Origin of the sequence: Cohnella sp. GCM10027633, from assembly GCF_042675445.1 — a bacterium.
In the GTDB taxonomy this organism is placed as follows: domain Bacteria; phylum Bacillota; class Bacilli; order Paenibacillales; family Paenibacillaceae; genus Cohnella.
In genome coordinates this window covers 56,687-77,408 of sequence record NZ_JBHTGV010000013.1, presented here as the reverse complement: position 1 = coordinate 77,408, position 20,722 = coordinate 56,687, and the positions used below count along the sequence as shown (strand labels likewise).

Annotated in this window: 19 protein-coding genes, 1 other RNA gene and 1 pseudogene; 13 read left to right on the top strand and 8 right to left on the bottom strand. The window is 56.4% G+C overall.

The window, feature by feature from the left end:
• Positions 1-123: 123 nt before the first annotated feature.
• Positions 124-1,347, bottom strand: a complete 1,224-nt coding sequence (locus ACFQZG_RS22525) for a putative glycoside hydrolase (RefSeq protein ID WP_378156651.1) — start codon at positions 1,345-1,347, stop codon at positions 124-126.
• Between the two features lie 114 nt (positions 1,348-1,461).
• The gene (locus ACFQZG_RS22520) at positions 1,462-2,298 is read right to left on the bottom strand and encodes a YitT family protein (RefSeq protein ID WP_378156649.1); all 837 of its coding nucleotides are present in this window, start codon (positions 2,296-2,298) and stop codon (positions 1,462-1,464) included.
• Between the two features lie 188 nt (positions 2,299-2,486).
• On the opposite strand from ACFQZG_RS22520, the gene cshA reads away from it, so the two are divergent.
• The 4 genes from cshA to ACFQZG_RS22500 all read left to right on the top strand — a co-directional run bounded on the left by cshA (position 2,487) and on the right by ACFQZG_RS22500 (position 5,597).
• Positions 2,487-4,109 (top strand): degradosome RNA helicase CshA, encoded by a 1,623-nt coding sequence (gene cshA / locus ACFQZG_RS22515; RefSeq protein ID WP_378156647.1) that lies wholly within the window; start codon positions 2,487-2,489, stop codon positions 4,107-4,109.
• Positions 4,110-4,143: 34 nt separating this feature from the next.
• Positions 4,144-4,914 (top strand): YesL family protein, encoded by a 771-nt coding sequence (locus tag ACFQZG_RS22510; RefSeq protein WP_378156645.1) that lies wholly within the window; start codon positions 4,144-4,146, stop codon positions 4,912-4,914.
• Positions 4,915-4,948: 34 nt separating this feature from the next.
• Positions 4,949-5,131: non-coding RNA, 6S RNA (gene ssrS, locus ACFQZG_RS22505), on the top strand.
• A gap of 79 nt (positions 5,132-5,210) precedes the next feature.
• Positions 5,211-5,597: a DUF1499 domain-containing protein gene (locus ACFQZG_RS22500; protein WP_378156643.1), complete on the top strand. Its 387-nt coding sequence runs from the start codon at positions 5,211-5,213 to the stop codon at positions 5,595-5,597.
• A gap of 72 nt (positions 5,598-5,669) precedes the next feature.
• On the opposite strand, the gene tpx is transcribed toward ACFQZG_RS22500, so the two are convergent.
• Positions 5,670-6,182, bottom strand: coding sequence for a thiol peroxidase (tpx, locus tag ACFQZG_RS22495; RefSeq protein ID WP_378156641.1), 513 nt, complete (start codon positions 6,180-6,182; stop codon positions 5,670-5,672).
• A gap of 112 nt (positions 6,183-6,294) precedes the next feature.
• Between tpx and gltC the strand changes: the two genes are divergently transcribed.
• Complete coding sequence (gene gltC, locus ACFQZG_RS22490; protein WP_378156639.1) at positions 6,295-7,197, top strand: glutamate biosynthesis transcriptional regulator GltC; 903 nt, start codon at positions 6,295-6,297, stop codon at positions 7,195-7,197.
• A gap of 80 nt (positions 7,198-7,277) precedes the next feature.
• On the opposite strand, the gene ACFQZG_RS22485 is transcribed toward gltC, so the two are convergent.
• Both ACFQZG_RS22485 and ACFQZG_RS22480 read right to left on the bottom strand, forming a co-directional pair.
• A complete protein-coding gene (locus ACFQZG_RS22485) occupies positions 7,278-7,958 on the bottom strand; it encodes a zinc metallopeptidase (protein WP_378156637.1) in 681 nt (226 codons plus the stop codon).
• Between the two features lie 57 nt (positions 7,959-8,015).
• A complete protein-coding gene (locus ACFQZG_RS22480; RefSeq protein WP_378156635.1) occupies positions 8,016-8,471 on the bottom strand; it encodes a MerR family transcriptional regulator in 456 nt (151 codons plus the stop codon).
• A 403-nt stretch (positions 8,472-8,874) separates the two neighbouring features.
• On the opposite strand from ACFQZG_RS22480, the gene ACFQZG_RS22475 reads away from it, so the two are divergent.
• From ACFQZG_RS22475 to ACFQZG_RS22465, 3 genes are read left to right on the top strand one after another with little or no spacing between them, the layout of a single operon-like run.
• Positions 8,875-10,239 carry an ammonium transporter gene (locus ACFQZG_RS22475; protein WP_378156634.1) on the top strand — a complete coding sequence of 455 codons (1,365 nt, stop codon included), beginning with the start codon at positions 8,875-8,877 and terminating at the stop codon, positions 10,237-10,239.
• Between the two features lie 50 nt (positions 10,240-10,289).
• Positions 10,290-11,369 (top strand): DUF294 nucleotidyltransferase-like domain-containing protein, encoded by a 1,080-nt coding sequence (locus ACFQZG_RS22470; protein ID WP_378156632.1) that lies wholly within the window; start codon positions 10,290-10,292, stop codon positions 11,367-11,369.
• A gap of 5 nt (positions 11,370-11,374) precedes the next feature.
• Complete coding sequence (locus ACFQZG_RS22465) at positions 11,375-12,121, top strand: exonuclease domain-containing protein (protein ID WP_378156630.1); 747 nt, start codon at positions 11,375-11,377, stop codon at positions 12,119-12,121.
• A gap of 4 nt (positions 12,122-12,125) precedes the next feature.
• Here the strand turns inward: ACFQZG_RS22465 and ACFQZG_RS22460 are convergent, their stop codons facing one another.
• Both ACFQZG_RS22460 and ACFQZG_RS22455 read right to left on the bottom strand, forming a co-directional pair.
• Positions 12,126-12,557 (bottom strand): M67 family metallopeptidase, encoded by a 432-nt coding sequence (locus ACFQZG_RS22460; RefSeq protein ID WP_378156628.1) that lies wholly within the window; start codon positions 12,555-12,557, stop codon positions 12,126-12,128.
• A gap of 80 nt (positions 12,558-12,637) precedes the next feature.
• Positions 12,638-13,948 (bottom strand): MFS transporter, encoded by a 1,311-nt coding sequence (locus ACFQZG_RS22455; protein WP_378156626.1) that lies wholly within the window; start codon positions 13,946-13,948, stop codon positions 12,638-12,640.
• Between the two features lie 202 nt (positions 13,949-14,150).
• Between ACFQZG_RS22455 and ACFQZG_RS22450 the strand changes: the two genes are divergently transcribed.
• Positions 14,151-14,708, top strand: coding sequence for a TlpA family protein disulfide reductase (locus ACFQZG_RS22450; RefSeq protein ID WP_378156624.1), 558 nt, complete (start codon positions 14,151-14,153; stop codon positions 14,706-14,708).
• A gap of 95 nt (positions 14,709-14,803) precedes the next feature.
• On the opposite strand, the gene cimA is transcribed toward ACFQZG_RS22450, so the two are convergent.
• Positions 14,804-16,417 carry a citramalate synthase gene (cimA, locus tag ACFQZG_RS22445; protein WP_378156622.1) on the bottom strand — a complete coding sequence of 538 codons (1,614 nt, stop codon included), beginning with the start codon at positions 16,415-16,417 and terminating at the stop codon, positions 14,804-14,806.
• A gap of 157 nt (positions 16,418-16,574) precedes the next feature.
• Between cimA and ACFQZG_RS22440 the strand changes: the two genes are divergently transcribed.
• The 4 genes and pseudogenes from ACFQZG_RS22440 to ACFQZG_RS22425 form a co-directional block, all read left to right on the top strand.
• Entirely contained in the window at positions 16,575-17,858 is a 1,284-nt protein-coding gene (locus tag ACFQZG_RS22440; RefSeq protein ID WP_378156620.1) for a DNA polymerase IV, read from the top strand.
• Positions 17,859-17,981: 123 nt separating this feature from the next.
• On the top strand, positions 17,982-18,218 hold the full coding sequence (locus ACFQZG_RS22435) for a ferredoxin (protein WP_378156619.1): 237 nt from the start codon (positions 17,982-17,984) through the stop codon (positions 18,216-18,218).
• A 195-nt stretch (positions 18,219-18,413) separates the two neighbouring features.
• Positions 18,414-20,240 (top strand): CHASE2 domain-containing protein, encoded by a 1,827-nt coding sequence (locus ACFQZG_RS22430; RefSeq protein WP_378156617.1) that lies wholly within the window; start codon positions 18,414-18,416, stop codon positions 20,238-20,240.
• A gap of 18 nt (positions 20,241-20,258) precedes the next feature.
• Positions 20,259-20,708 (top strand): annotated as a pseudogene (locus ACFQZG_RS22425) (FecR family protein); the annotation flags it as partial.
• Positions 20,709-20,722: the final 14 nt, after the last annotated feature.

The window sequence follows — 20,722 nt, the reverse complement described above, 5'->3', positions numbered from 1 at the left end:
TTATGTCGCATTAACGATATGAGATGGCGCTAAATCGTCTTGGAGCAGCGGTGTATGAGAGACAAAAGCCACAAAATAAGGCCGCCCATAACGGGCGGCCTGGAAGTTATGATTGCAGTAAGCTTAATAATTAACGCCGGTCGAATACGTGTTGCCCGCGTTCCAGAGGAGGAATTCGTTGACGCCGGTGTCGCGCAGCGCCTTGATCTGCGCTTCGACTTCGGCTGCTCCGTACTTGGCGTAATGGCCTGCGCCGAGCCACTTGGCGGTGAAGTCTTGAATCCAAGGACGAATGATCGGCTGCGAGTCGCCGAGAGGATCGAGCTTCTTGTGCGTGTCCAGCATCGCGCCCTTGATCGTCTCGTACGGCGCCTTGTCCGGATCCTTCTGCTTGAACCAGCCCGTGCTGTAATGGCTCGGATAGACCATCGGGGAGATGACGTCGACGGCGTTCGAGATCTTCACGAAATCCTGTCCGATGCCTTCGGCTGCCGGCACGGACGCCGCGTAGCCGAAGATGTCCACCGATACTCTTACGCCCAGCGGTTCGAGCTGTTCCTTGGCGTACTCTACGAATCCGGCCACGATGTCGACGCGGCTCTTCTCGTTCTTCGCGAACTTGAGTCCGTCGGCTTTCTTCTCGAAGCCTTCGGGGAACCTAACGTAGTCGAACTGGATTTCCTTGAACCCGAGCTTGGCGGCTTCCTTCGCGATCTCGACGTTATAATCCCATACTTCCTTGACGTACGGATTGACGAACTTGTCGCCGTTCCCGTTCTGCCAGAGTTTGCCGTCCTTCTGTACGTAGGACCACTCGGGATGGTTCTTGGCGAGTATGCTGTCCTTGAATACGACGACGCGGGCGATCGGGTAAATCTCGTGTTCCTTCAGCGTCGTCATGAGCTTGCCGATGTCTTTAATGAACGGCTTCGGATCGCCTTGGGCTTTCAAAGTCTCGTTATCGGTCTTATAGGTGATGTACCCGACGTCGTCTTTGATGTCGATGACCATGCTGTTCAGTTCCGTCGTATCCAGCAGCTTCAGCAGCTTCGACATTCGTTCGCCGCCAGCGCTGTAAGCGGTAACATAGATACCCTTGACGACGGGCGCATCGGGCTGAGGATCGGACGAACCGGACGATTGCGGGTCGCCTGGCGTCGTAGGCGCCTTCGGGTCTTGCGCGGTACCCGACACGTTGGTCGGGGTCGTTCCTTTCGTTCCGAATGCTTCGTGAGAGAGAGTGAGCTTAACCGTGTTCCATAGCTTGGAGATTGCCGAATGATCTTGGTGCTGGCCGCTTCCCGAGGCCGTGTTAAGCAGTAGGAACAACGCGAATAGAATATCCATATGATCTCTCCCCATAAGCTCTGTAAGAAGATTATAAACGAGTTGATGGGGGCTAGACACAGGTATTTTGTAGTATTTTGAAGGTTTTTGGCGATCGCGGACGGATTATTTGACCTAGTTCGTCCGGCGTCGGAATTCGCCGATGACGTCGATCGTTTGGACGATGTTGACGAAGGCGCGGTTGTCGACTTCCATGATGATTTTGCGCAGCTCCGCGAGCTCGTATCGGGTAGCGACGGTCATGAGCATATCGCGTTCTTCGCTCGTGTACGCGCCCCTGGTCTTCAAGATCGTAACGCCCCGGGGGATCGACATCAGCCTGTCCGCCAGCTGCTGGGAGTTCTTCGTGACGATGAAGGCGGTTATTTTACGATGAGGGGTATGAACAATATCGACGACTCTTCCCGTTAAGTAGATCGACAGCATAGAATAGAGGGCGGCATTCCAATCGTCGATCAGAATGCCCAGCGCCGCGACGACGATCGTGTTCATCAGAATGACGATCAAGCCGATCGGAACGTCGCGGTAACGGGAAACGATGGAAGCGACGATGTCGAACCCGCCGGACGATCCGCCGTACCGGAGCGATACGGCGCTGCCGAGGCCGACGAGGACGCCGCCGAACACGGAACCGAGCAGCCGGTCTCCGTGCGTGATCGCGATTTCCGGGATGATCTGCATGAACAGCGAGGTGGAGACGACGACGATCATGCTCAGGACGACGAAGCGGCGGCCGAGCACGCGATATCCCCAGAGCAAAATCGGAACGTTCAGGGCAAAATAGAGCCAGCCGATGTTCCATCCGCTTACGTATCCGATGATCATGGCGACGCCCGACGCCCCGCTGCTCAGCAATTCCTCGGGAATGAGCAGCCATTTGAAGCCGCAGCCGACCGCAGCGGCGCTTAGCAACATCAATACGACGGGCCCGACGGCGGCTAATCTTTTCATCATGAGCGCTCCTGTCTCTAACATGCAAGGAAGGGTATGGGGTTAGGTTCCCCCTTCGCCGAACGTTCATGCGAGAGAAAATGGTACCCGTTTCCTGCTACTGGAGTTTACAAACAGGTATGTGCTATAATGAACTGATTATTTTTTTTGGAAGCCGTAATGGCCCAATACAGAAGGAGTTTGAGAATTTGAGTACATTTGCAGAATTTGGGTTGGAGCCGGACGTTCTTCAAGCCATCTCGGAGATGGGTTTTGAGGAAGCGACTCCGATTCAAGCGAAAGCCATTCCTGTCGCGATTTCCGGTAGGGATATGATTGGTCAGGCTCAGACAGGTACAGGCAAGACCGCAGCTTTTGGAATTCCGCTTATCAGCCGCATTGCCGTCAATGAAGACCGCATCGTCTCATTGATTATGGCGCCTACGCGCGAATTGGCGATTCAGGTCGCAGAGGAAATCGAGAAGCTTGGACGATTCAAAGGAATTCGTTCTTTGGCTATATATGGCGGTCAAGACATCTCGCGTCAGATTCGCTCCTTGAAGCGGAAGCCGCAGATCATCATCGGTACCCCTGGTCGTTTGCTCGACCATATCAACCGGAAGACGATTCGCTTGGACGACGTGCGCACGGTCGTGCTGGACGAAGCGGACGAAATGCTCGACATGGGCTTCATGGAAGACATCCAGTCGATCCTGAAGCTCGTACCGGAAGAACGCCAGACGTTGTTGTTCTCCGCGACGATGCCGACGAACATTCAGCGGCTCGCGCAGCAGTTCCTGCGCAACCCTGAACACATTTCGGTCATTCCGAAACAAGTCAGCGCGCCATTGATTCAGCAATTTTACATCGAAGTACAGGAACGGATGAAATTCGACGGACTTTGCCGTTTGCTCGATATGGAACCGCCTGAACTCGCCATCATCTTCGGACGCACGAAGCGCCGCGTAGCCGAGCTATCCGAAGCGCTCATGAAGCGCGGATACGCTTGCGACGGCTTGCACGGCGACTTGTCCCAGAACCAACGGGATACGGTCATGCGCAAGTTCCGCGACGGCAGCATCGACGTGCTCGTGGCGACGGACGTGGCCGCGCGCGGTCTCGACGTATCCGGCGTAACGCACGTCATTAACTTCGACCTTCCGCAAGACCCGGAGAGCTACGTTCACCGGATCGGCCGTACGGGCCGCGCGGGCAAGGAAGGCACGTCTTGGTCGTTCGTCACGCCTCGCGAGACGGATCACCTGCACTTCATCGAGAAGATCACGCGCCACAAGATCGCGAAGAAGCCTTTGCCGACGATCTCCGAAGCGATGGAAGGCAAGCAGAAGATCATGGCCGAGCGCCTTGTCGAGACGGTCTCGGGAGAAGAAGACTTGTCCGCGTTCAAGTGGGTCGCGATGCAGCTTCTCGAGCAATACGATTCCGTTCAATTGTTGGCTGCCGCGATGAAGCTGCTCGCGGGCGACAAGAAGGACGTAACGGTCGAGTTGACGCCGGAAGATCCGATCCGTTCGAAGAAGCGTAAGTTCGACGGCGGTCGCAGCGGCTCCGGCGGTTATCGCGGCGGATCGAGCGGCGGCGGCTACCGCGGCGGCAGCAGCGGCGGTCAGGGCGGCTCTTGGCGCCAAGGACAAGGTCGCGGCGATTCCCGCGGACCGGGCAGCGGTTACGGCGGCGGTCAACGCAAGCCTTATAACGGCGGCGGATCGAGCGGTTCCGGCGGCTCCGGCGGTTACCGCGGCGGACGTACCGAGCGTCGCGACGAGCCGAGATCCGGCAGATCGCACAGCGAGGATTTCGTAAACATCTAAGAACTCGACGATTGTCATCAGGGAGGAAACACCCATGGAGATGCGGGGCATGATGGGCGGATTTTATCGGATTTCCGAATGGATCATGCGGCTATCGGTCACGAACGTACTATGGTTGCTTACCGCTCTGCCGTTCTGGTATTTCGCGCTGGTGGGCTTCCAGAGCCTCCAGCTTGCCGAGACGGACGACGCGTTAATCAATTCGTTTCAAACGAGCGTAATCGTGCTTGCGGTGTTAGCTCCCTTCACTCTGTTTCCGGCGACCTCGGCTTTGTTCTCGGTCGCCCGGAAATGGGTGTTAGGCGATACGGACGTTCCTCTGCTGAAGACGTTCTTCCGGAACTATAAGCAGAACTACGTGCAAGCGATGCTCGGCGGTATTTTCTACGCGTTGCTCTTCGCGATCATGATCATCGATTTCCGCGTCTACTTGAACCAGATCGACGGATTCCAGATCGTGGCTTACTTGTTCATCGCGCTCATGTGCTTGCTTACGATCTCTCTGCTTCATTTCTTCTCCCTGCTGTCGCATTTCCATATGAAATCGCTGCAGCTCATCAAGAACGCGCTGATCCTTACGATCGGCCGTCCGATCCGCTCGGTCATTATGGCGATGGGTACCGCTGCGGTACTGTACATTAGCTTTCAATTTACGTTCCTCATTCCGTTCTTTTTCGGAAGCGTTATCGCGGTTTACACGTTCTACAACTTCAATCTCGTCATGCAGAAGATGATGACGCTGAAGGACGCGCTCGAGGCGAAGGAAGCCGAGAAGGCCGAGGAAGAAGAAGGCAAGAAGGCGTAAGTTTACTTACGTCATCGCCTGATCTATAATGGAGCTATTCCTGCCATGTGCGTTACGGTGCTATATGTTTTGAACCAATGTTTGTTTCCTTGGGAGCTCTAGATTTCGCTGCGGCTGACACGCCCCCGAAACGGGTAGTCAAAAACACGCGATGCGGGCACCCACCTGCTAAGCAGGTTCAGAAACATGCACGCCGGACGGCATAGGCGGGTTTTTCTATCCTTGCTCTTTAATCGCCGGGTCAGGCGTGGTAAGATAGATGGTAGCGCCAATGGCACCCGGAGGGAGAGAGAGCTTTGCTGAAGCGAGTGCTGATCGGATTAATCCGAAGCCACGAACATACGAGCGATCGTGCGAAAGACCCGAAGCTCAAATCCCATTACTATCGGCTTTCTAAGGACCGCGCATGGGATGAAGTGACCTCGATTCTGAAGAAGATGAAGGGGTACAAAGTACTTCACGAAGTGCAGAACGTCGGCGAGATCGTAATGGAGAAGAAGACTTCGGTCGGCCGGACGATGGACATCACGATCCAAGTCGTCGGTACAAGCCCAGGCAACACGGCTGTCGATATTTATTCCGCATCCCGTGGATCGCTAGGCGATCTCGGCGCGAATTATCGTATCATCCAAGAGATTTACAGCGTGCTCGACCGCAAGCTTGCATCTTACAAAACCTCATGATGAATAGTAAAAAAGCGAGGAAGGCGCTAGGCCGTCCCTCGCTTTTGTTGTATATAGCCGAGCCGATGTAGCTTAGAGAAGCGCCTTAACGGCAGCGACAGCCGCATCGTAGTTCGGATGTTCGGTCATTTCGCCGAGTACTTCGACATAAGTGATTTGATCATTGCCGTCTACGACGAAGATCGCTCTCATGTCCAGGTGCAGTTCCTTGATGAAGACGCCGTAGGACTTGCCGAAGCCGTTGTCCTTGTAGTCGGACAGCAGGACGACGCGATCTACGCCGGCCGCGCCGCACCAGCGGGCTTGCGCGAACGGAAGGTCGGCGCTGACGGTAATGACGACGACGTTATCGCCGAGCTTCGAAGCTTCTTCGTTGAAACGGCGGGTTTGCGCATCGCATACGCCGGTGTCGATCGAAGGGACGACGCTGATCAGCTTGACTTTGCCCGCGAAATCCTTCAGGGAAGCGGTCTCGAGCAGGTTCTTGTTCAAGGTGAAGTCAGGAGCCGAGTTGCCTGGGGCGAGCGTCGGGCCAACGAGCGTGATCGGATTGCCTTTAAGCGTGGCGGAGCGTTCTTGGGACATGAAATTGTTCCTCCTTCATTGATAAGGCTTGCCGTAATCATTATAATCGTTAACGAATACCGTTGTCCAATCATTGGAATTCGCCATCGGAACGCAGGGGGTCGCGTCATTCATGGAGCTTAGGCAACTGCAATATTTCGTACAAGTCGCGCGCATGCAGCACGTAACGAAGGCGGCGGAAGAGCTGCACGTGGCCCAATCGGCCGTCAGTCGCCAGATTCATCGGCTGGAAGAGGAGCTCGGGGTGCGTCTCTTCATGCAGAGAGGGCGCAACGTGCAATTAACCCCGGTCGGCCAATTGTTCCTGCGCAGGGCGGAGAGCGTGCTCGCGGATTTGGACCGCGCCGTTACGGAAATCCATGAATTTCTCGATCCGGAGGTCGGCGAGATTCGGCTCGGCTTCCCGCATAGTCTCGGCATCCAACTCGTGCCGCAAGTCGTCGCCGCGTTCCGGCGGCTTCATCCGAACGTGAAGTTCAAATTCCGTCAAGGGATGTTTCCCTCGCTCATTCGGGACGTCACCGAGGCGGAGGTAGACCTCGCGTTCATCTCTCCCTATCCGGATAAGAGCGAACAAGTGACCGGCGAGATCATTCTGACGGAGGAGCTGTTCGCGATCTTGCCGGCGAATCATCGGCTCGCGATGGAGGATTCGATACAGCTGAGCGAGCTGAAGGACGATAACTTCGTTCTGTTCAGTCCCGGTTACTCCCTGCGGCCGATCGTGACGGATGCGTGCAGGGAAGCCGGATTCACGCCGAAGATCGCCTTCGAAGGCGAGGAGACGGATACGATCCGCGGCTTGGTTGCGGCGGGGATGGGCGTCAGCGTGCTCCCGGAGCTCGCGATGTACAAGACGAGCGCGATGATGCCGGCCGTCGTGAAGATCAGCGAGCCTCAGGTAACGCGGTCGATCGCGCTCATTCGCAGGTCCGGCGAGAAGATGCCGCTGGTCGTGCAGATGTTCCACACGTTCCTGATCAATTTCTTCAAAGAACAATATCGCGCGAAATAACGAATAAGCCGAAGGGGCAATCCCTTCAGTCATCCGTAGATGGCTGAGGGATTGCCCCTTCTTGTTGCTTGCCTGCGCGATTATTCCCGGTTGCTGTTGAAGATCATAATGTACTTGATGAGCTCCAGCAGCGAGATGAGCGCCGCGGCAACGTAGGTGAGCGCTGCCGCGTTAAGCACCTTGGCGACGCCGCGTTCCTCGTCTTGGGCGATGAACCCTTCCGAGATCATGATATCGCGGGCTCTGGAGCTGGCATTAAATTCGACGGGCAACGTCACCAGCTGGAAGGCGACGGCCGCCGAGAAGAAGATGATGCCGACGCCGACGAGGTTCATCGCGTGGAACAAGAAGCCCGCGATAAGCAGGAACGGCGCGATGCCGGACGCGAACCTCACGACCGGGAACATCCGGTGACGAAGCGTGAGCATCGGGTAGCTATGCGCGTGCTGGATCGCATGTCCGACTTCGTGGCAGGCGACCGAGATCGCCGAGATGGAGTTCTCGTAGTAGACCGGTTCGGACAACCGTACGACGCGGTGGACCGGATCGTAGTGGTCGGTTAAGCGGCCTTGCACCGGCTCGATCGGCACGTCGTGCAACCCGTTGCGGTCGAGCATGCGGCGAGCGGCTTCGTACCCGGTCAGGCCGCTTCGCGAGGGAACTTCGGCCCAGCTATTGAACGTTCCCTTGACGCGGAATTGCGCCCATAGCGACAGCAGGAATGCGATAATGATCAGAAAATCCATCGGGTGAAAAAACATAGCCGTATATCCCTCCATCGTTCTCGTTGCTAAGCGCTGCTGCTTAGGATAGGCGCCTTACATGAAGTTACTTTTCCCTAAAAGAAGAAGAAGCGCTTCGACGCAAGCGGCGGTTTGCGGAGTAATCGCGCGGAACAGCCGTTTCGCTTGCTGCGGCTTCAGTTGATCGAGCACGGGCTCGAGCTCCTTGACCTCCCGTTCCAGCTGGGCGAGATGATTCTGAAGTTCGGCCAGCTTGCGGGTGACCGCTTCGTCTTGCGTAACCCGGTCGAGCGAAGCGAATTGATCCCGGATCTCTTCCAAAGTGAACTTCTGCGCCTTCAAATGTTCAATACGGCGTATGCGCGACAAAGTTTCATCGTCGTATAGGCGATAGTTGCCGGTCGAACGTTTCGCGGGCGCCAGCAGGCCGAGACCCGTGTAATAATCGATCGTTCTCGCGCTAATACCGGACAAGGCGGATAATTCGCCAATCTTGTACAGGCGCGGAGCATTCATCGATCCGTGACGCATGGCGTTCACCGTTCCTCTCTGATATGCAGCTTCTTTCCTATTAATATCATACTCAACCGACAACCATACAGTCAAACGTCATGCTTACGCGTCCGGAGCGCGAAGACTAGGCATTTTATACCCCAACGACATATAAACTAACACATGTAACATATGTGCAGGCAAAGATCCCGAATCCGAGGAGGTCTGTCGCCCTATATTTGGTAAAAATGAAACGCAATTTCATGTATTTGTGGTCTAAATCCTAACATTAACGGCCGTTTACAATGTTAATGTTAGATTTTTGGTGGTATTCAGGGATATTTTTACGAAAAACGTATTGTCAAATCGTGAAGTTCAACCTATAATGACACTAAGTCTTTCTTATAATGTCATGAAACATTACACGTAGGGAGTGGTCATTTTGGTCAAGAAGAGTCTTATCGCATTAGGTGCACTTCTCGTACTGTTTCCAACCATCGCGTTCGCGGACGAAACAACCGCGGCAACGGTAGACGTAGGGTTGAACTCGTTGTGGATCCTCGTCGCAGCCATTCTCGTACTCCTCATGCAAGGCGGATTCATCCTCCTCGAGGCAGGCTCCACGCGCATGAAGAACGCGGGTCACGTTGCAGGCAAGACGATCTTCACCGTAGGACTTTGTACTCTGGTATACTGGGCAGTAGGTTACGGATTCGCGTTCGGCGGCGACGCAAGCGAATCGCTTAATAAGTTCATCGGTCTCGGCAACTTCTTCTACGAACCTAGCTTCCTGGTAGAAGCCGACGCCAACTATCCTTCTTCCATCTTCTTCGTCTTCCAATTGGCGTTCGTGGCGGTATCGCTGTCGATCGCATGGGGCGGCTTCGCGGAACGCGCTAAGCTCTCTGCTTACTTAATCTTCACGGTTATCTTCTCGGCCTTGATCTATCCGATCATCGCGCACTGGATCTGGGGCGGCGGTTGGCTCGCCGAAGACGGCGCGCAAGACTTCGCGGGTTCGACGGTCGTTCACTTGACGGGCGCCATGGCTGCGTTCGCGGCGACGATCTTGCTCAAGCCTCGGATCGGCAAGTTCAACAAAGACGGCTCCGCTAACGAAATTCTCGGTCACAACCAAGTGTTCACGGCGCTTGCCGTATTGCTCCTGTGGGTAGGCTGGTTCGGCTTCAACGCAGGTAGCTGGCTGGCGGTCAGCGACGGATTCTTCGGCTTCGTAGCGTTCAATACGCAGCTCGGCGCTGCGGGCGGCGCGGTTGCGGCGCTACTGATCTCCTGGCTCGTGAACGGCAAAGCCGACATCACAACGATGCTGAACGGCGGTCTCGCGGGTCTCGTTGCCATCACGGCATCTTGCGCATACGTAGATCCTTGGGCAGCGGTCGTCATCGGCCTGATCGCAGGCGTGCTCGTCTTCTTCAGCGCCAAGTTCTTCGAGAAAATCAAAGTCGACGATCCGATCTACGCATTGTCCGTGCACGGCGCGGCAGGCGTATGGGGAACGCTCGCGAACGGTATCTTCGCAACGGAAGCATTGGTCGGCCAAGTCGGCGTCGGTAAAGCGGGTCTCATCGACGGCGGCGGTTGGGAGCAATTGTGGGTTCAATTCGAGTCCGTCGTCGTATGCGGCGCGTTCGCGTTCGTCGCTTCGTTCGCCGTGTTGTGGGTCATGAAGCAAGTGATCGGCTTCCGCGTAACGGAAGAGCAAGAGATCATCGGTCTCGACCTGAGCGAGCATGGCAACTACGGCTATCCGGAGCAAATGAAAAAAGCTGGCACGTCGGTCTAATATTGCGGTAACATACCGGCGACCTGACCTAACAGGAGGGCATAAGCCACATGTCTAATCCCCATAGGGAGAAGCGGTTGCTTGAAATCGCCGTCGCCGATAACCTGGAGCAGCTTAGACGGGTTCGGGATGCGGAACAAAGCCGGTTATCGGCGGAAGTGTCCTCTTCGTCGGTCCATGCGGTAGTAGACGCCTTGAATCGTCTGCACGACGCGTTGATCGCAAGATCGATTCAGCTTGCGGAGATCGAGATGGCACGGTTGGGGCATGGCGCCCCTCCCGTGCCTTACGCGTATTTGTTGTTCGGAAGCGGCGGTCGTTCGGAGCAGACGATGTATAGCGACCAGGACAGCGGACTCGTATACGCGAATCCGGGAGACGAAGAGCAGGCGAAGCAAGCGAAGATCTATTTTCACGAGTTAACCGCCATCATCGTTCGATATCTCGTCGGCATCGGGTATCCTCCGTGCGAAGGCAACGTCATCTCTTCCAATGAAGAGTGGTGCTTGCCGCTCTGGGAATGGGAGGCGAAGATCGACGGTTGGTTCACCGAGCCGAGCTGGGAGAACGTCCGTTACTTGCTGATCGCGGCGGACAGCCGTCCGATCGCGGGGGACCTCGCGCTCGCCAAGACGGTGAAGGACCGGTTCTTCAACGATATGATCGTGAATCCGATCATCGCGGAACGGATGCTGCATAACACGCTGCGGCACAAAGTACTGCTCGGGGTATTCGGGCAACTGCTGCGGGAGAGATACGGGGACGACGCGGGAAGCTTGGATATTAAGTACGGCGCATATATTCCGATGGTGAATGCCTTCCGGTTGCTCGCCTTGCGCGCGGGCATTCGGGAGACGAGCACGCTCGGGAGAATCGCGGCACTGCAGCACGCCGGCATCTTGACGATCGGGGAGGCGGAGGACGCCTCGCAGGCGTTCTCGTTCTTCTTGAGACTGCGTCTGCTCGGTTCCGTCGCGATGGAGAACGGGCATCTTAGCGGAACGGGCAAGATCGCCAGGGATAAGCTTACCAAAGAGTTGGTGGATCCGCTGAAGAAGGCGCTGAGGACGGGCAAATATTATCAACGAAAGGTTGAACGGGAAATGAAGGGCCGCTTCGGCGGGAGGTGAAAGCGATGAAGGAGCCACCGAAGAGCACGAACTCGATGGGGCGGATGTGGAATTTGTATAAAATGGGCGGGCTGACGCCGGCGATCGCTTCCATGCTCGGCATGTCCAACGCGCAGCAGATGGCGTTCATACGCTCCATGTCGCGCGACCAACGGAAGGAAAGCTCGCTGGAGATGCAGCTCTCGGACATGGAAGCCGTCGTATTCGACTTGGAGACGACCGGATTCAATCCGTACAACGGGGACGAGATCATCTCGATCGGCGGGGTGTTGATAAGAGGCGACAACTTCGAGGACGCGGAGCCGTTCTATCAGCTCGTGAATCCGAAACGGAAGATTCCTAAACATATCACGGAATTGACTGGCATCACGAATGAGATGGCCGAGAAAGCACCGGACTTGATGCAGAGCCTGCACGATTTCATGGATTTCGTCGGCAAGCGCGTGCTCATCTGCCATGGCAGCGGGCACGACAAGCAATTTCTGAATTCCGCGTTATGGCGAACGTCCAAAGTCAACCTGACGCATCGCATCGTCGATACGATGATGATCGCCAAGTGGCTGGAGCCCAAAGCGATTCACTACGGGCTGGACGACGTGCTCGAACGGTACGATGTCGAAGTGACGACGCGCCATCATGCGCTGCATGATTCGGTGATGACGGCTAAGCTCTATTTTAAATTTCTCAAAGATATCATGAACCGGCAAGTGACGAATCTAGGCGAGCTTTATGCCTATATGAGCCGACATTGACCGATCAGGTAACGCGCTCCACCGATAAGGAGACGAAACCGTGGCGCGCGTCGTGCCGATAGGCCGAGATCGCTCCTTGACCATCGGCGAAGCTGACGATCCAATACGAATCCCAGGGCATGAGCGTCCTTGCGTCGGACGCGCTCGGCTCTCCGGTGCCGACCGGGTGGGAATGAAATACGCCAACGAGCCGTCGTTGGTTTTTTTGCGCTTCGTAGCAAGCGGCGATCCAATCCTCAGTGTCGAACGAGAATCGATTCTCGGGGGAAGCCGCTGCGTTACGAATGATCGAATAGCCTTCGACCGCTACCGTATGTTCCTCCTCCAAGCTACCGTAGACGACGCCGCAGCACTCCAAAGGCAGCCGGTCGCGGCAAGCGGCGATCATGCTATTCTCGACTTCTATCGTAAGCTTCGCGATAACCGGATTCGACATACGCGGCTTAACCCCCCTTATCCCATCCATACGGTTAGTATGCGGCATCCCGGGGGGGATGGCAACGGAGGGGCGACGGGTTATTGTACTTGCTTGCCCGGCTTCACTAGGAAGAAGACGAGCCCGAGCGCGATTAGCGACAGGATGGATACCGTCATGAATACGGTGCGATGCGAGATGCTCATCATCCAGCCGAACAGCGGCGGACCGACGGCGACGCCGAAGAAGCGAAGACTGCTGTAGAGCGACGTGATCATGCCTCGTTCTTCTTTCTCGACGGCGCCGGTAATCATCGTATTCAAGCAAGGGAGGAGCAACCCCGTGCCGATGCTGCTGACGGTCAATAAGCCGATGAACACGTACAGGTTCTGATTCAGCCAGATCGCGAGCGCGAGCGAGACGACCATGAGGCATAAACCGATGTTCATGAGCCATCGCATGAGCACGCCGTTCTTGCGGATGACCGTCCCGGTCACGTACGCGGTCGTCACCATGCCGAAGAGCGGAATGGCGAGCACGAAGCCTTTGCGGACGCCTTCGATCGAGTATGGCTTATTCTCCAAGATGTCGGACAGGAAGAAGAGCACGCCGAACAGAATGAACAACGCCAGCGCCCCGCTGAAGAACGACGAGATCAGCCATCTGCCGTGTTGCTTGAATATGCCGCGGACCGAGCGGATATATTGACGGATGGGCTTCGGTTCTTGCTTGCGCTTCGGTTCTTTAATGAGGAAAATAATGGCGACGAGCGACAGCGCGCAAAAAGCGGGAAACGCGAAAAATGCGGCGTACCACACGATAAGCGCAAGCAATGCCCCCAGAATCGGACTGACGACTTTGCCGGCGCCGTTGGAAGCTTCGATCAAGCCGAGCGCCTGGCTTTCTTGACCGTCCTTATACATGTCGCCGACGAGCGCCATCGCGATAGGGGCGGTTCCCGCGGCGCCGATGCCTTGGAGCGCCCGGGCGCCGATCAGCAGGCCGTAGGAATCCCATACCGCGGCGAAGCCCGCCAGTATGCCCGCGCCTCCGTACAGGATTAACGACGGGATAATGACTGCCTTACGGCTGAACCGATCGGACAAGTAGCCGGCGAACGGAATAACGATCGCGGCGCAGATGGAGAACAGGCTGATGACCAGGCTGCTCTGGAACTGCGAGATGGACAGTTCTCTGCGAAGGGTCGGCAATACCGGCACGAGCATCGAATTGCCTAGCACGAGTACGAGCGGGACGCTGGCTAGCGCGATATACTCCCATGCCTTGCCTTTGCGTCCGCCTTCCGCCTTTCCTTGGCCGGACGGCTTCGTCCGCTCGGCTTCTTCGTGGGAAGGGACGATATCGCTCGTGAACGTCACCGTAAGTCTCGATCTGGATTTTGTAGCCGCCATGCGCGATCCGTTCCTCCTAGCGACAATTTCGGGTACCGAACAGCTGTAATGTTCCCGCGATCCGAACCCCCTATGCGCTGGAGAGTAGCGACGGCGAGCCGTTACAGATCGGTGACAACGTTGGAACTGCGCTTGAGAATGGGGTACAATAGATACGACTTAGGTTGACCGAAAAGCGGGGTTGAACATGAAGAGGAATATCGTGATTATCGCGCTGGTGATCGCTGCGCTCGTCGTCGTCGTATTGACCAATAACGATAAAGGCGACAAAGGCGCGAAGGGAACGACGAACGGCGCGGTAGCGGACGTGGACGGAGCCTTGCCGGAAGGGCCGAAGAAAGGCGCGGTCGCGCCTTCGTTCAAGCTTGCGTCGCTGGACGGAACGGCATCCTACGAAGCCGGCGGCAAGCGGGATAAAGTGCTGATCATCAACTTCTGGGCGGCATGGTGCGGACCGTGCGAGCTGGAAGCGCCGGATCTCGTCGATATCTATGACAAGCATAAAGACAACGTCGAAATGTACGCGGTCAATGCCACGAAGTACGACAAGCTGCGCGAGGCGAAAGTATTCGTGAAGGAGCAGAACTTCCGCATGCCGGTACTGACCGACGCGGATAACGTGGCCGGAGAATTGTATAAAGTGTTCTCGTATCCGACGAGCTTCATCGTGAACCGTGACGGCGTAATTCTGGAGCGAATCGAAGGGGTAATCGACAGGGAACAATGGGAAATTTACTTGCAAGACGCGATTCAGTCGTAAGCGTATAGGAGTCGCATGATAACAATAAAGGCTGTGCCACATCATCGACCGTGTAAGCGTCGATGATGTGGCACAGCCTTATTTATGCGATGCCGTTAGTGGTTGATCAGGCCGAGCTCTTCCCAGTTCGAACCGGCCGTCTGGCCGTGCTTCACCATGCCGAGCAGGGCGTAACGGATACTGTCTACGAGCGCTTCCCAGCTGGCTTCGATGACGTTGGAGGAGACGCCTACGGTGCTCCACGTATCCTTGAAGTCGGTCGACTCGATCAGCACCCGCACTTTGGCGGCCGTCGCGTCCTTCTCGTCCAGCACGCGAACCTTATAGTCGGTTAGGTGCACGTCGCGAATGGCCGGGTAGAACTGTACGAGCGCCTTGCGAAGCGCGTTATCCAGCGCGTTGACCGGGCCGTTGCCTTCGGCGACCGTATAGACTTGTTCTTCTCCGACCGTCAGCTTCGTGATCGCTTCGGTCTTGAGCGAGCCGTTCGACTTCTCGACGATGATCTTGAACGAGTCGATCGTGAACATCGGCGCCGTGTTGCCCGCGGCATCGCGAAGCAGCAGCTCGAGGGAGGCGTCCGCTCCTTCGAATTGATACCCTTGATGCTCGAGCTCCTTGATTCTGTCGATGACCGCTCTGGACTTGAGCGCATCCGACTGAATGTCGAGGCCCATCTCTTGCGCCTTGGACAAGATGTTGCTCTGACCGGCAAGCTCGGAGACGAGCACGCGCTGTTTGTTGCCGACGAGGTCGGGGGCAATATGCTCGTACGTCTTCGAATCCTTCATGATCGCCGACACGTGAATGCCGCCCTTGTGCGCGAACGCGGCGTTGCCGACGTAAGGCTGGTTAACCGGCACGTGAACGTTGGCGATCTCGCCGACATAGCGGGCGACGCTCGTCAGCGTCTTCAACTGCTCGTCGCTCACGACGGAGTAGCCCATCTTCAGTTGCAGCGTCGGAATGATCGAGACAAGGTTGGCATTGCCGCAACGTTCGCCGTAGCCGTTGATCGTGCCTTGAATCTGGCGCGCGCCGGCCGAGACGGCGGCCAAGGAGTTGGCGACCGCCAGCTCGCAATCGTTGTGCGTATGGATGCCGATCGGCGCATCGATGGCGGCTACGACGCGAGAGACGATCTCCGAGATCTCGTTAGGCAGCGTGCCGCCGTTCGTGTCGCACAGGACGATCCAAGCCGCGCCGGCTTCCTTCGCCTTGCGTAGCGCCGCGAGGGCGTATTCCGGGTTCGCCTTATAGCCGTCGAAGAAGTGCTCCGAGTCGAACAGCGCTTCCATGCCGCCCCGCTTGACGAACGCAAGCGATTCGTAGATCATCGCCAGGTTCTCTTCGAGCGTCGTCTGAAGCGCCGTATGCACGTGGAAATCCCACGACTTGCCGACGAGCGTCGCCGCTTGCGCGCCGGATTCCAGCAAGTGCTTCAGGTTCACGTCCTGCTCGCACGCGATGTTCTTGCGCCGCGTGCTGCCGAACGCCGTCAGCTTCGCTTGCAGGTTCATCTCGCGGACGCGCTTGAAGAACTCGATGTCCTTGCCGTTGCTGCCCGGATTGCCGCCTTCGATATAGTGGACGCCCAACGCGTCGAGCTTGAGCGCGATCTTCAGTTTGTCTTCAGCAGTCAGGCTAATGCCTTCCCCTTGCGTGCCGTCGCGCAGGGTCGTATCGAATATGCATAAGGGTGTTGACATGCGTGAAAGAAAAGCCTCCTTCTGATCAAAAACAAGATAAACTATTATAGCATGCTTGCCATCAATTGTAGAGGGCGCTCGGCTATTATTGCGGCCGCATTCGCTTAATTTGTATAATGCGAATAGAATAGAATGCGGCTAAGGGAGGCGATGGCGGGTGAGCGAGGCGAAACGCAGAATCATTCTTCATATCGACATGAACGCGTTCTATTGCTCCGTCCACGCCGCCGAGGAACCGGAGCGCTACGGGGGCAAGCCGACAGCGGTCGCGGGCAGCGTCGAGCTGCGCAAAGGAATCTTGGTGACGAGCTCCTATGAAGCGCGCTCGACCGGCGTTCGCACCGGAATGACCGTCCGCCAGGCGTTGGCCCTCTGTCCGGAATTGATCTTGATCGCGCCCGATTTCGATCTGTACCGCAAGTACAGCAAAGGCTTCATGCGTATCGCCGGCAACTATACGCCGCTGGTCGAACCGGTCTCGATCGACGAATGCTATCTCGATATTACGGGTAGCTCGCAATTCGGGACGCCGATCGAGATCGCGGAGACGATCCGTCGCAGGGTCAAGGAAGAGTTAGGCTTACCTTGCTCGATCGGGGTCGCTCCGAACAAGCTTCTCGCCAAGATGGCATCCGACATGCGCAAGCCGGATGCCGTTACCGTCTTGCGGAAGCGGGACGTGCCGACGCTGCTCTGGGATAAGCCGTGTCAAACCTTGTACGGTATCGGAGCCAAAACCGCGGACAAACTATCAAGGCTTAACGTTCGGACGATCGGGCAGCTGGCCGCGGCCGACGAACGCATGCTGGAGGAGCGCTTCGGCGTCTACGGCGCGTGGATGAAGAGGGCCGCGAACGGGTCGGACGACGCTCCGGTCGAGCCGCTCCACGAAGCGCCGAAGTCGATCGGCCATACGACGACGCTGCCCGAGAACTTGACGGAGCGGGAGCAGTTCTTCCGGGTCATGCTGAACCTGGCCGACCAGACGACGAGAAGGCTTCGCCATCAGGGAATGGTGTGCAGGGCGGTGCAAATCACGATACGCGACCCTGATATGCGCACGATCACGAGGTCGATGACGATCGCCGACGCCACGGACGACGCGCAAGTCGTCTACCAGCTCGCTTGCAAGCTAATGGACGCGCATTGGTCGCCGGGCAATCCCGTCAGGCTGCTCGGGGTGACGCTGCAGACCTTAACGCCGAAGACGGAGACGCCGGTTCAGCTAGATCTGTTCTCTTTCGAGAAGCAACCGAAGCAGAATAAACTGACGGAGGTCATGGATCAGCTTCGGAACAAGTACGGCGAAGACGCGGTACTTACCGCGGGGATGTTAGGAGACGATCCGTCCTCGTTAATTCGCAACAAACAACGCCGCGGGACGTCGCTTCAGAAGGATTTTCTTCGTGAGAATCATTCTCATAATGAGAATGATTATTAAGACCCGATTACGATGGAATCCATCTGTAAAATTGTTTGATCTCGCCTTGGATTTGTATTATATTTGACAGTAGATGGACTACTTATCGTAAGAGTCGTATTGATATTTAGGAGGTTAGATTCCATGGCCAAGTTTACCTATGTAGATAAAGACACCTGTATTGCCTGCGGAGCATGCGGTGCCACAGCACCGGACATTTACGATTACGACGACGAGGGACTTGCCGAAACGATCTATGCCGGCGATGGAAATCACGGCAATACGGAAATTCCGGAGAACCTGTACGACGATCTTCAGGACGCAGCGGACGGATGTCCGACGGATTCCATCAAGGTAGCGGATTCCGCGTTCAACATGTAAGACAGGTTACCCGACCTCGCATAGAACGAAGCCCTTTTCTAGGCATTAAGCCCTAGAAAAGGGCTTCTTTGTCGTTCCGGTCATGACTGGCGTCACGATAGTCATTTTTTGGACAAAATCCAACAAAAAGCGCAGGACCTACGATATAATAGTAGGGATAATGGAACGATTTTCATAGAGCGGGCGGGATTACTTGTGAAGGAAAAGATTAAACGAATCGCCATCGTATTGAACGCGGTGTTGCTGCTGGCCGTGTTCTTCATCTATCAATCGCATGCGTTATGGAAGATCGACAACTTGCTGTCGGACTTCAACATGTCCAAGGCGGCCGACCATTCGCCGGATCCGCGCATCGTCGTCGTCACGATCGACGAGCCGTCGATCGAAGCGCTCGGCCGTTTCCCGTGGGACAGGGCGGTATACGCGCAGCTCCTCGCCAACATGAATCAGGAAGGCAACATTCCGAAAGCGATCGCGTTCGATATTATCTTCAGCGAGCCGAGCGATAACCCGGACAGCGATATGGCATTCACCGAGGCGCTCGCGACGTACCCGAACGTCATTCTTCCCGTGGTCGGCAACATGACCGGAGACGTGTTCGGGACATCGATCGCGAAGCGTGACGAGCTGATCAAGCCTTATTCGGTGCTTAAGCCTTACGCGGATTTCGCCGATCAGGTGCAATTGGCGCACATCAATAAGGTCAGCAGCCCGGACGGCGTCATTCGCCAGACGTGGCTCAAGATGGAGGGGCCGGACGGGGAGATCATTCCTTCGCTCGCGTACAAGGCCGTAGAGATGACCGGCGCGGACCTGAGCAAGTACGACGCCATGACGGATCCGAAGAAGACCGAACCGGTCGCGAAGAACACGATAACGATCGATTACCAGCTCGTGACGGACGACTTCATGTCGGTATCGTTCATCGACGTGCTCGAGGGCGCGATACCGCCGGATATGTTCAAGGACGCCGTCGTGTTCATCGGTTTCACCGCGGTCGGGCTCTCGAGCGACGGCGGCCAGGACACCGGCGTGACGCCGATCGAGAAAGGCTTCAAGCTCGTCTATGCCCATGCCAACATCGCGAACCAACTACTGGAAGGCACGTCCGTTTCCTATAGCCCGAACTGGGCGGAATTGGCGCTCGCGCTGCTGTTGTTCGCGCTATTCGTCTGGCTTCCTTGGAAGTTGAAGAACGTCTACTCGTTCTTGATCTTCGTCGTGGTCGCGTTAGGCGTGCTCTACGGACAATATGCGATCTACAACTCGGCGACGCTGCACGTGAACGTCGTGTACGCGCTGCTGGCGATGGTGCTCGCCTACTTGGCGAACGTATCGCTGAAGTCCTACCTGGACAGCGCGCAGAAGAGCTTCGTTACGCGCCAGTTCGGCCGGTACATCTCGCCCGATCTCGTGAAACAGATCGTCGAGAAGGATATCGATATCGAGCTCGGCGGAGACTTGAAGCTCATTACGATTCTGTTCCTCGATATCCGCGGGTTCACGCCGCTGTCCGAGAAGCTGACGCCGCCGGAACTCGTAGACACTCTCAATACGATGTTCAACATGATCACCGAGACGACGCTGAAGAACGAAGGCACGATCGACAAGTTCATCGGGGACGCGGCCATGATCTTGTTCAACGCGCCGCTGCACGTGGCGGAGCACGAGCGTATGGCCGTGAAGACCGCATACGAGATTCAGCAGGGCATGAATAAGATTCGCGACGAGATTCTGGAGAAGTACGGCTGCGAAGTGAACGTCGGCATCGGCATCCATACGGGCAACGTCGTCGTCGGAAATATCGGCTCGTACCTGCGCGTCGACTATACGGCGATCGGCGACAACGTCAACATCGCGGCGCGGATCGAATCGCAGACGAAGAAGGGACAAGTTCACGTCTCCGAGCAAGTGTACGAGAAGACGAAGGAGCACTTCCGCTTCGACGAAGGCGAAGATCGCATGTTCAAAGGCAAATCCCAACCGATTAAAGTATATGAAGTGCTAGGTCCGAAAGAGTAACGAGAGGAGAAGGGTATAATGCGCAAGGTTCTGATTCAAGCGATGGCGTTGTTATTGGTTATCGTGCCGTTATTGGGCGCATGGACGAACGACGCTTCGGCTGCAACGTCCCGCGTCGCGGTCATTAAGGAATTGAAGGGTACCGTCAAGGTTAATAAGGCCGGCGGCGCCAAGGAGTTCACGGCGTTCGCCAAGATGAGCTTGAACGAGGGAGACGTCTTGTCCGTAGGAGCGAACGGCTCCGCGGTGCTGCAGTTCGCCAACGGAACGTCCGAGGACGACCGGATGACGGTGTCGGCCAACTCGAAGCTGACGTTCTCTAAGCTGTCCGACAAGAACGGGACGACGACGAAGGTCAGCTTGTGGAGCGGCTCGGCGTGGACGGACGTCAAGTCGATCAAGACCAAGGACGACAACTTCACGCTCGAGACGCCTACGGCGGTCATGGGCGTTCGCGGGACGCACTTGTTCACGCTCGTCGA